Here is a 10,101-nt window from a genome sequence, read left to right as displayed (position 1 = left end):
AGTCCTTAGGTGCTGGATGGGATGAAGGTCGGGGTGGTCTCGTCCGAGCCGCGCCACAGGTAGACGGTCAACCGCCGGCCATGTTCACGTTCGTCCGCGGGATTGGTGGGTGGACAGCATCGCCACAATACATCCATGATCAGTTGAGCCAAGACCGGATTCGAGCCCTACGGTCAGCCCGGCGGGCAGGCGACGGAACCTGCCACGACACCGACCGCCTGTGTGCGGTTTGATCGTCACGAACGCTTGCAACCTATCCGATCACATCCGGAAAAAGATCTTGATTCCCAATGTGATCGGAACACAGCAGGCCGAACCAAACGCGATCGAATCGTCCGGGTTCAAACCGGACCTTCGCAGCTGTTCCACTTTTTTCTCGCCCCTACCATGCCTGGCGAGCAGGTCGGCCAACCGCCAGAGCCAGCCGGCGGTCGCTGGCGTCGGCCCGGGCCCCGCACGACGCTCGGCCAGAAGGCTGGCCAGCCGGCCGCCGGGCCACCCGTGGCCGGCATCAGCAGCGTGTGCCTCCCCTGCGGCCCAAGGGGATCCCGATCCCTCGGCGGTGGTCGTCGCCGCACCGGTTCGGGGCCGGGTCAGGCCTCTTTTCCGGGGTGGGGTGCTGGCATGTTCTTGGCTGATATGACCCGCTCCAGAGTTCACCTGCGACGCGCTTCCTGGGCGGTCTCAGCTGCCGGCGCCTGGCAGGTCGCCGGGGCGGGTGGCGGGTCGTATGATGCGGCGGGATCTCTCGACCGTGGGATGTGTGATCGTGGGGGTGGCCGGGTCGCGGGTGAGGCGGGCCATCAGGGCGTCGGTGGCCGGAGCGGGGTCGACGTCAAGGGTGTCAAGGGCGTCGCGGAGCCGCTGGTAGGTGCGGCGGACGGAGTCGAGGCGTCCGCGGGTGGCGTGGATGCGCATCGCGTGGCAGTACAGCTCCTCGACGTGCGGGGTGAGGGTGATGGCCTGGTCGAGGTAGGTCAGTGCCCGGTCAGGGTTGTCCGCGGCATAAAGGTCGGCAAGATCGGCGAGGACGTCGACGGCGTGGTGTTCGACGGCGGTGATGTGGGGGGTGGACCAGTCGTAGGCGGTGTCGCCGAGTGGTCGGGCCTGGTACAGCTCGGCGGCGTGGGTGAGTGCGGTGATGCGGGTGGCGTCGTCGCGGGCGCGCCCGGCGTGCCGGCGGGCGTGGTGGAAGTCCCACAGGTCGACCGAGACATGATCCGGATTGAGGCGGTAACCAGCCGGGCCGCTGGTCAGGTAGGCGGCGGTGTCGCCGGTGGCGGCGGTGAGTACATCGCGCAGCACCGCGATCGCCCGGTAGATCTGGTTGCGGGCCTTGCGCGGGTCATGATCGGGTAGCAGATTGGTGGCCAGTGCCTCACCGTCGGCACCAGCGGGGTGGAACGCGAGGTACGCCGCGACCTCGAGGCTGAGGGTCCGCAGGCCGCGGGTCAGCGCGGCGCCGTCGACGGTGATGGCCGGGCGGCCGAATAGCAGCACATGGGCCCGGCGGGCCGCGCCCGTCCCGACGGTGGGCTCAAAAAGCGGCTCCGAGGCCGGGGCGGGGGACACGTCGGCTCCGCGTGGGGTATCCGGTTGTCGTACGGAGGGTGAGGCGGTGTCGGGAGTCGGATCGGTCAGGCTCAGGGGTTGCGGCGGTTCCCGTCCGATGTCGGCTCGCGGGACCCGGCCGACCGGCACTGGCACCGGGGCGGCGGGCGGCGGTGGGGCCGCGGGCGGGTGGAGGTCGTGGGCGGCGGCGACGAGATCGAGCAGGTCACCGGCCGCGGCCGGGCTCAGCTGCCACCACTGTTCCCCCGCACCGCCGCCGGGAGCGGTCTGCCGTCCGTTGGCATCCAGGAAGTAGCTGGTCTGCCCCGGCCAGTGGCCGAGAGCGAGCGTGTACAGGCCGAACGGGCGGCCCTGTGCGGCGAGCGCGGTCAGCCGGCTGGCCGAATCGCCCTCGACGGTGGCGACGAGCAGAACAGTTGGAAGCATCTCATCAGGTGCGGCCCTCCGGAGCTCGGCGATGCTCTCGGTGTCGACCTCGGCCATGAGCCGATGGCGGTGGAGGAGCTCGGCGTGCAGGCGGTCGAGGGCTGCGGGCAGGGTCGGGGTGACGGTGACCTCGAGGAGGACGGCCAGCACCGGACGGGGCATGGCGAGCCGGTCGGCATCGGCGGTGGGGATGATCAGACGGGCGGGCCAGGGCCGGTCCGGGCGGGGATACCGATGGTGATCGGCGAGAAGGGTGACAGCGATCGCGCGGGCCGCGGCGGGTGCGCCCGGCCCGTCCAGGTTCAGGCTGCCGGCGCGGGCCAGGACGCCGGGCAGTTCGTCTCCGCCACCCGGCGGCGGAGACGGCGGGTTCCCGACGGCCACCGGCGGCGGACCGGGCAGGGACAGATCATTGTGAGCGAAATCGTTGTCCTCGTCGGCGGGCGCGGGTGTCCGGCTGGCGCGCAGGATCTCCCGCACGATGATCGGTAGGGGTGGGTCGGTGGGGACGGGCTCGCCGGGCGGGGTCGGCACGGGCCTGCGCCGCTGGCGCAGCAGCCGCGCGAGGGTGACCGCGGCGGCGACGGCGGCGAGCAGTCCCATGCCGACGATCGCGCCGGAGGGCAGCGGGATGCCGTGCGTGCGGTCCGGGGCGGCGGGCCGCACGTCACCCGGTGGCGGCGGCCGCTCGTGCGTCGGCGGCGCGGTGGTCGCCGGTGGTGGGGTCACGGGCGAGGAGACGGCCGGGGTCCACGGCGCAGGGGCTCCGCTCACCGCTGCGGGCGGGTTCGTCCGCGGTGCCGCAGTGGCGCCGTGGGGAGACGTCACAACCGGGGCTGGGGCCGGTGCCGCTGTGGCACCGTGGCCCGCCGCGGCGACCGGGTCCGGGTTCGGGGACGACGCGGCGGGTGACGGGCCGGCTGGTCGCCGCCCGTCGGGAGCGCCGGTCGGGTCGGACCGGGACGCCGCATCACGCTGCGCGGGCGGCGCTGCGAGTGCGGGGAGCAGCAGGGTCCAGCCGGGTCGGATCAGGTTCGGGTCGCTCAGGCTGGCACCGTCGGGTTGGATGCGGCCGGCGTTCAGCGCGAACAGCTCGCGGTAGTACAGCGGGTCACCGAGCTGCCGGTCGGCGATATCCCACAGAGTGTCGCCACGAATAACCGTGTAGAAGCGGGCCGGGGTCTGCTGCGGGCCGGTGTCCGGCGCCGGTCCGGGCGCGGCGGATGCGGCCACGGGCGTAGTACCGGCCAGTAGCGGCGCGGTCGCGGCGGCGCGCACCGCCGCGAGGGCTACAGCATCCCCGGGGCTCCGCGGCGCGGTGTGCGAGCGGGCGTCGCCGGGGTGCAGCAGCAGGCCGCCGATGAGCGCAGCGGCCAGCGCCTGACCAGGACCCGGAATCGGCAGGCGGGGACGGCGCCGGCCCCGTAGCGCGACCGCCAACTCGACCGGCAGGCAGGCGGTAAGGGTGAACCAGACATACCAGAACAGGCAGGCCAGGATATCGAGGTAGATCCGCTGGTCGGGATAACGGGTCGTGAGCGTGGCCCGGACCTGCTCCCACGTCGGCATCCGGTGGGGCAGCGGCCAGCCGACGACCCGCCCGACCATGACCGGCAACACCACCAGGACGAGCAGCGCAAGCCCGGCCCAGCCGAGCCAGCCGGCGACCCCGGCCAGACCGGCGGTGACCGACGGGCGGACCTGGCCCCGGGGACGGCGGGGCGTCATTCCCGGCCGCCCGGCGGGGCCGGGTCAGGTGCAGGAACACCCGCGTGTTCCCTCGAGCGTTCGATCCCGTGCTGAGACTGCTGTGCCTGTGCGGTCGGACACGCTGGATGACCGATGGAAGTTGATCGGACGTCGGGATTCGTGAAGCATTGCCTCCCATCTCGACAGATGAGCCGTCTGAGTGATGCGGAGCATTGATGGGCCTGGCGGTCGTGCGGTCGCTGTCCGCGCCTCGACGGCTGTCCACGGCGCAGGAAATTGAGGATTTTGAGCAAGAACTCGTCGATCAGTACCTGCTTGCCGGGGTAGGCGCCGGCTTGACCGATAAGACCTTGACCGGGGACCGGGTCGCAGTGTTCGGGTTTATCCGGTTTTTGGGTCGCCCGGTGTGGACCGCTGAGCCGCAGGACGCTGACCGGTACCTCGCGTACCTGCGTACGGAGCGGCGACTGGCCCGGATGACGGTTCAACAGCGAGCGAACACGCTGGCGCGATTCTTCGAGTTCGTTATCGCCCGATACCAGGGCGATCTGCATGCATTGACCGGCAGCGTGCTGACCCAGCCGATCGACGAGTTCAACCGGCCGGCGAAGGCTGACTATGGGGCGGCGCGCGTCCCACCGGCGGCGGACGAGGTCGAGATGCTGTTCACCGCCTGGCGCGAGGCGCTGCCGGATGCCCGCAAGTTCCTCCCGGCGGCCCGGGACTACCTCGCGGCGTCGCTGTGGCGCCGCGCCGGGCTGCGTATCGGCGAGACGGTGATGTTGGATATCCGGGACTGGCGCGCGGATCTGGGCGAGCGGGGCAAGCTCCATGTGCGGTTCGGCAAGGGCAGCCGAGGCCGCGGCCCGCGGACCCGCCTGGTCCCGGCGATCAATCAGGTTGACGTGTTGCTGGCCTGGTGGATGCGCGACGTGCGTCACCAGTTCGGCGACGACTGGGCGGATCCGGATGCGCCGCTGTTGCCGAGCGAGCGGCGCGATCGGTTGAGCGGGCGCTGTACGCGCATCGGCGACGATGCGCTGCGTGCTGGGCTGGCGGTCGCGGTAGCCCGCTGGTTGCCGGCCTGGGCGGGTCGGCTGACACCGCACACGCTGCGGCACTTTTGCGCCTCCTCGTTGTATGACCGCGGCCTGGATTTGAAGGCCATTCAGGAGGTTTTGGGTCATTCTTGGTTGTCTACAACGACCCGGTATATCCATGTCTGTGACGACCATGTGGAGCGGGCGTGGGTGGCGGCGAACGAGCGGGTGGCGGCCCGGCTTGCCGGCGGAACGGAGTAGAACGATGCGCTGGAATCTGCGGATGAAAGCCGCTGAGCGGGGGATTTGGAAGTCCACCGAGATGCGTCGCCGGCTCGCGGAGGCCGGGTTGGAAATCAGTGCGGGGAAAATGTCGGCGTTGTGGACCGGGAATCCGACGTCGATTCGCCTCGATGATCTGGACGTGATCTGCGCGGTTCTGGACTGCTGCCCGACGGATCTGCTCGTCCGGGAGCCGGATGTGGTGGCGGCCCGACGACCGGCGCGAGTCGCCGAGGTACGGTCGGGTCCGGTCATCACACCACGGCTGGGGCGGCATCGGTCGGTGCCGCCAGCGTGAGCGGGGGTCCTCCGCGGCCGTGCGTGACATGCGGGCTCCGGCCGGTGGCGTGGACGGCACCGCGGGTGGACTTCTGCTACGCCTGCCTGCCGGGCGGCCCCTTCCGCCCGCCGCCGTGCTGTCGCTGCGGCGAGGCGGACGACTACTACAGCGCGGGGCTGTGCGCCCGCTGCCACCGCCACGCCCCTCGGCCGGTCGAGTCGTGCACCGACTGCTACGCCTGGGGGGTGTCGGCGGCCGGGCAACGGTTGTGCGCGGGCTGCCGGAGCTGGCGCCGTACGCATGCCACAGTCACGATCTGTGTTCGCTGCGGCCGCCGGCTGCACGTCGATAGCCAGATGGTCTGCCGGCTGTGCCGTAAGCAGCCGCCGTGCGTGCCGGGCGTCGAGCCCGGTGATGTGCCCGGCGCCGCAACGGCATGGCAGCAGCTGTTCCTCGCCGTCAAGTTGCATTCGTGGCGCGGCGGTCAACCCGAGGTCCCGCCGGCGGGCTCTTGGCGCGGCAGCGCCGGCGCGGCCGGTCGTCGGCGGGTCCGCGTCGAGCAGCTTCCGCTGTGGGGTGTCGTGGCGCGCCGTCCCGCTTCCCGGCCGCGGCTGTGCCCGACCTGCCGGCGGACGCCGGTCAAGGACCCGCGCAGTCGGTACTGCTACGCCTGCACTCCGGGCGGCCCGGTCACTGCGCCGCCGTGCCGGCGATGCGGGGCACGGAAGGACTATTACAGCGCCGGCCTGTGCGTCCGTTGCCATAAGTACGCACCGCAGATCGCCGATTCCTGCCCCGACTGCTACGCGTGGGGAACGTGGCGGGTCAACAGCTGGTTTTGTCAGGGCTGCCGGGCGTGGCGCCGAAACCATCCGCACGTCGGTAGCTGCCGCGCTTGCGAACGCGACGTCCACCTCGCCGAGGGCATCTGCCGGCTGTGCGTGACGCACGCGGCACTGATCCGTTCCACCGACGGCATCGGCGACCCGGTCGCCGCGAACCGGCATGGCCAGCAGCTGTTCTTGGCGGACATGTTCCACCGCGCCGGTCACGGCCGCCGTGACCGGGACCAGCCAGCGCCGCCGCCGACGCCCGGCGAGGTCCGCGCGGATGGGTGGTACCAGCTGGTGCTGCTCGAGATGCCACGCGACCTGGCAGCCGGCCGCGGCGCTGGCTTCCCCGCGCCGAAGGACCCACAGATGGCCGGACTCTTCGACCGCCACGTCCGCGACCACGCTGCGCGGCACGGCTGGAGCGTGAACACGGCCATCCGGACGCGGCAGGCGATCCGGATCCTGCTCGGCCTGCAAGACGTCCCCGGCGCGCCACTCAAGGCGACCGAGGTCGCGGCCCTGGTCGGCATCGGCGCGCCGATGCGCGCGGTCCGCGAGGTACTCGTCGAGGCCGGGATGTTCGTCGACGACAGCACCCCGTCGATCGAGGCATGGTTCACCCGCACAGTCGCCGGCCTGCCCGAACCGATGACCGCCGAGCTGCAGGCATGGTTCGACACTTTGCTGCACGGCAGCACCACCCCGCCACGGACCCGGCGCCGGCACCCCAACACGATCCGGGTGAAACTTCGCTGGGCGCTGCCGGCCCTGCAGGCATGGGCCGGCGATGGTCATGTCTCGCTGCGCGAGATCTCGCCGGCGCAGGTACGGGCCTGCCTGCCGCCGTCGGGGACCCCGCGCGCCACCATGGGCGCCGGCCTGCGATCGATCTTTGGAACGCTCAGAGCCCGCAAAGTGATCTTCACGGATCCGATCGCGCACATCGCGACCGGGTCGCCCGAAAAGCGCGAGCCGCTGCCCACCGACCTGGCCAAGCTGCGCGAGGCGCTCGTGTCCACCGACGATCCGGTGCGCGCCGCTATCGCGGCGCTCCTGGCGTTCTGCGCCCTGGAACCCCGGCAGCTGCCCCGGCTGACGCTGGCCGACATCCGCGACGGGCAGCTGCACCTGCCTGGCCGGGTCATCCAGCTCGCCGAGCCCGTCCGGGACCGCCTCGCCGCCTACCTGGACTACCGCACCCGCCGCTGGCCCAGCAGCGCGAACCCGTACCTGTTCATCCACCACCAAAACGCCGGAACCACCACACCTGCCCAGACCGACTGGATCACCCATCGTCTCGGCCTGTCCGCGCAGGCTATCCGCGAAGACCGGATCCTGCACGAAGCGCACGCCACCCGCGGCGACGTCCGCCGGCTGTGCGACCTGTTCGGCCTGTCGGTCGCCGGCGCCCAGCGCTACACCGCCACTGTCGACCACCCCGCCATCGCCCACCTGGACAAGCCGCCGACCCTCTGACTGCCCGGAGGCGACGACCTCGCACGACCAGCCCGCTGAGATGGGGATCAGACTGGGGAGGTGCGCCCCACGACCAGCGCGATGCTGCAGAAAGATGCCTTGTTTGCCGGTGGCCCGCTGATGGACGCCCTGCAAGGCCGGGTCGACGCGTTGAGGGAGGCAGTCAACGGCTGGAACCCCGACGAGCTGCTCGCGACTCCGACGGACGACGTCGTGAACTACCTCGTCGGCGAGTACAGCCTCGCTTGTCCGACCCTGCACCGCAAGCTGACCGAAACCATCCGGGCACCCGAACTCATCGAGCGGCGCGAAGGAGGCCTTGGGCAAAGCTATGAAGTCCGCCGGACCCAGCTTGTCATCGCCGTGCCCTTCGACGGCGACCCAGCGGTGTTCAAAATGCGCGCCAGGCAGGGCAGACGGCACCCCCCGTACGCTAAAGTGACCGATCACGAGATTCGTCTTACCCTGATCGCCGACTCCTCCGACCTCGACCCGACGTCGGCCCGCGCACAATTCGACGCTTGCCTTGACATGATCGAAGAACATCTGAACTGGGCCCGATCGGATATCGAGCGACACAATACTGCGATCCGAGAGGCAGTGCCTGGCTTCGTCTCCGACAGGCGCGCGAAGCTGCTGGCCGACCGGCGTCTTGAGGCTGGGCTGGGATTCTCGATCCGGCAGCGGCCGGACGCAACCCAATACGCCGTACCCGTTATCCGGCGAAAGATTTCCATTCGTCGACCCCGGTCCTCCGAACCGTTCGCACCCGAGCCCGTCCTCACCAACGCCGACTACGAAGCCGCACTCGCCGTGCTGCGCAACTCTCGCAACGCGCTCGAGCGCAGCCCGTCCACGGTCGCGAAACTGGGCGAAGAAGAGATCCGCGACGTACTGTTGATCACCCTCAACGCTGTATTCGAAGGACACGCGGCCGGCGAGGTCTTCAACGGCAAGGGCAGGACCGACATCCTTATCCGTGAAGGCGACGAGAACGTCTTCATCGGTGAGTGCAAATTCTGGAACGGCCCCTCGACCGTCCCCAAGACACTCGACCAGATGCTTCCTTACATCGTTTGGCGCGACACCAAGGCCGCGCTGCTGCTGTTCATCGACCGCCTCGACGTCACCGCCGCGATCGAGAAAGCCGTTACCGAGATTGAGAAGTACCCGACGTTCAAACGGCGCGGCGCACACGACACCGACGAGCGGCACGACTTCGTGCTGCACGCCAACGGGGACCCCAACCGTGAGATCCACTTCGCGCTTCTGCCGTTCGCCCTGCCAAGGAGTGCGTAGAACATAACCGGCCAACGGCCCGTCGCAAGACCGCGGGGGCGTTACCGGCAGTCTTGATCGTGGCCAGAAGCCCGAACGCTGAACCGCCGCACCGCGTCGGCCGCTTTGCGACCGACGTCGGCAAGCAGGCTCGAGGTGCCAATGCCGGCGACGCCGTGGGTCAGCCGCACACGCGAGTCGGCAGCCCCGGTCGGGTCCACCAGCCCCATCGCCGGAGCGATCTGGACCGTCGTATCTCCCAAGGCCGCTTTCAACTATCCGGCGGCCTGGACGTTGCCCACGCTCGTCGGCCTGCGCCAGGCCGCCCACCGGCAGAGCGCCGGTTCGCGAACCGGCGCTTGTATCTGAGCGCGTCACGCGGTACCACCACTTCGGTTCGCCAGCGGACGCGCTTCAGAATTCGTGAACCCACGTTCTTCGGTGACGATGCCGCGGACCGCCTCGGCGGCACCGACCCCGGACACCTCCAGCCGGTCCAGCCCGGCCAGGGACAACAGCTGGGTGGGAACGGTCGCGTGGACGGTGACGGTGACCCGCGTCCCGGTCACCACCACAGTGCCGGCAACACCGGCGGCGGCCAGGAATGCCTGGGCCCGCTGCCGGGCCCCGGCCGGGTCCAGACGTACATGGCCATCGGCCCGGTAGCCGGCCAGGTCCACCGCCTGGGCGCCAGCCCGAGCGGCCTCCTCCGCGGTGTGGATCGCCCGGACCTTCGCAGCGAGCGCAAGCCCACCATCGAGAACAAGGCCGGCCACCAGAATCAGCGCGGTGACGAACACGACGGTGAACGCGGTCACCACCCCGGCGTCTCCCCTGCCGTGCCGCCATGCCCGGATGGCGAAACCCCCGGGCTGGCCGCGCCGTCGTTGTCGGGACAGGATCATGTCCGGCTCCCACCGGACGCATCCCGACCCGTGAACCCAGGCGGGAGGGCGCGGTAGATGTCGAGCGGGCTGGCCGCCCGGCCGGTGATCGTGGTGGTGCCGGGCAGGCCGAGACCGGTCAGGTCCGACAGCCCGACGGTGCAGGACACAGTGACGGTGACCGTCCCACCGGGGGTGAAACCACCGGCGTCGAGGGTCACGGTGACTGCCTGGCAGGCCGCCGGATGGCCGGCGACCGCGGCCCGGGCGGTGCTGTCCGCGGCGCGGGCCGCCTGGACGGGGCTGCGGCTGGCAGTGGC

Annotated in this window: 6 protein-coding genes and 1 pseudogene; 4 read left to right on the top strand and 3 right to left on the bottom strand. The window is 70.6% G+C overall.

What is annotated here, in order from left to right; genetic code table 11:
• Positions 1 to 684: 684 nt before the first annotated feature.
• Entirely contained in the window at positions 685 to 3,726 is a 3,042-nt protein-coding gene (locus MJ797_RS24260; protein WP_239341618.1) for a BTAD domain-containing putative transcriptional regulator, read from the bottom strand.
• 197 nt (positions 3,727 to 3,923) lie between these two features.
• Here MJ797_RS24260 and MJ797_RS24255 point away from each other — a divergent pair, with 197 nt between their 5' ends.
• The 4 genes from MJ797_RS24255 to MJ797_RS24240 all read left to right on the top strand — a co-directional run bounded on the left by MJ797_RS24255 (position 3,924) and on the right by MJ797_RS24240 (position 8,918).
• The gene (locus MJ797_RS24255; protein WP_239341616.1) at positions 3,924 to 5,009 is read left to right on the top strand and encodes a tyrosine-type recombinase/integrase; all 1,086 of its coding nucleotides are present in this window, start codon (positions 3,924 to 3,926) and stop codon (positions 5,007 to 5,009) included.
• Between the two features lie 4 nt (positions 5,010 to 5,013).
• Complete coding sequence (locus MJ797_RS24250; RefSeq protein ID WP_239341613.1) at positions 5,014 to 5,328, top strand: helix-turn-helix transcriptional regulator; 315 nt, start codon at positions 5,014 to 5,016, stop codon at positions 5,326 to 5,328.
• 44 nt (positions 5,329 to 5,372) lie between these two features.
• A complete protein-coding gene (locus MJ797_RS24245) occupies positions 5,373 to 7,619 on the top strand; it encodes a hypothetical protein (RefSeq protein WP_239341611.1) in 2,247 nt (748 codons plus the stop codon).
• 81 nt (positions 7,620 to 7,700) lie between these two features.
• A complete protein-coding gene (locus MJ797_RS24240; RefSeq protein ID WP_239341609.1) occupies positions 7,701 to 8,918 on the top strand; it encodes a hypothetical protein in 1,218 nt (405 codons plus the stop codon).
• 353 nt (positions 8,919 to 9,271) lie between these two features.
• Here the strand turns inward: MJ797_RS24240 and MJ797_RS24235 are convergent, their stop codons facing one another.
• Both MJ797_RS24235 and MJ797_RS24230 read right to left on the bottom strand, forming a co-directional pair.
• Entirely contained in the window at positions 9,272 to 9,802 is a 531-nt protein-coding gene (locus tag MJ797_RS24235; RefSeq protein WP_239341607.1) for a pilus assembly protein TadG-related protein, read from the bottom strand.
• Positions 9,799 to 10,101: pseudogene (locus MJ797_RS24230) on the bottom strand (TadE family protein); the annotation flags it as partial. The gene MJ797_RS24235 and the pseudogene MJ797_RS24230, both read right to left, overlap by 4 nt.

This window comes from Protofrankia sp. CiP3, assembly GCF_917627345.1.
Classification (GTDB): domain Bacteria; phylum Actinomycetota; class Actinomycetes; order Frankiales; family Frankiaceae; genus Protofrankia.
Note: the sequence above shows the minus strand (reverse complement) of the source record. Positions and strands in the feature narration are given on the sequence as shown.

Coding starts and splice junctions, on each gene's coding strand:
- MJ797_RS24255 (WP_239341616.1), top strand. CDS start 3,924: ATGGGCCTGGCGGTCGTGCGGTCGCTGTCCGCGCCTCGACGGCTGTCC.
- MJ797_RS24235 (WP_239341607.1), bottom strand. CDS start 9,802: ATGATCCTGTCCCGACAACGACGGCGCGGCCAGCCCGGGGGTTTCGCC.
- MJ797_RS24240 (WP_239341609.1), top strand. CDS start 7,701: ATGCTGCAGAAAGATGCCTTGTTTGCCGGTGGCCCGCTGATGGACGCC.
- MJ797_RS24250 (WP_239341613.1), top strand. CDS start 5,014: ATGCGCTGGAATCTGCGGATGAAAGCCGCTGAGCGGGGGATTTGGAAG.
- MJ797_RS24260 (WP_239341618.1), bottom strand. CDS start 3,726: ATGACGCCCCGCCGTCCCCGGGGCCAGGTCCGCCCGTCGGTCACCGCC.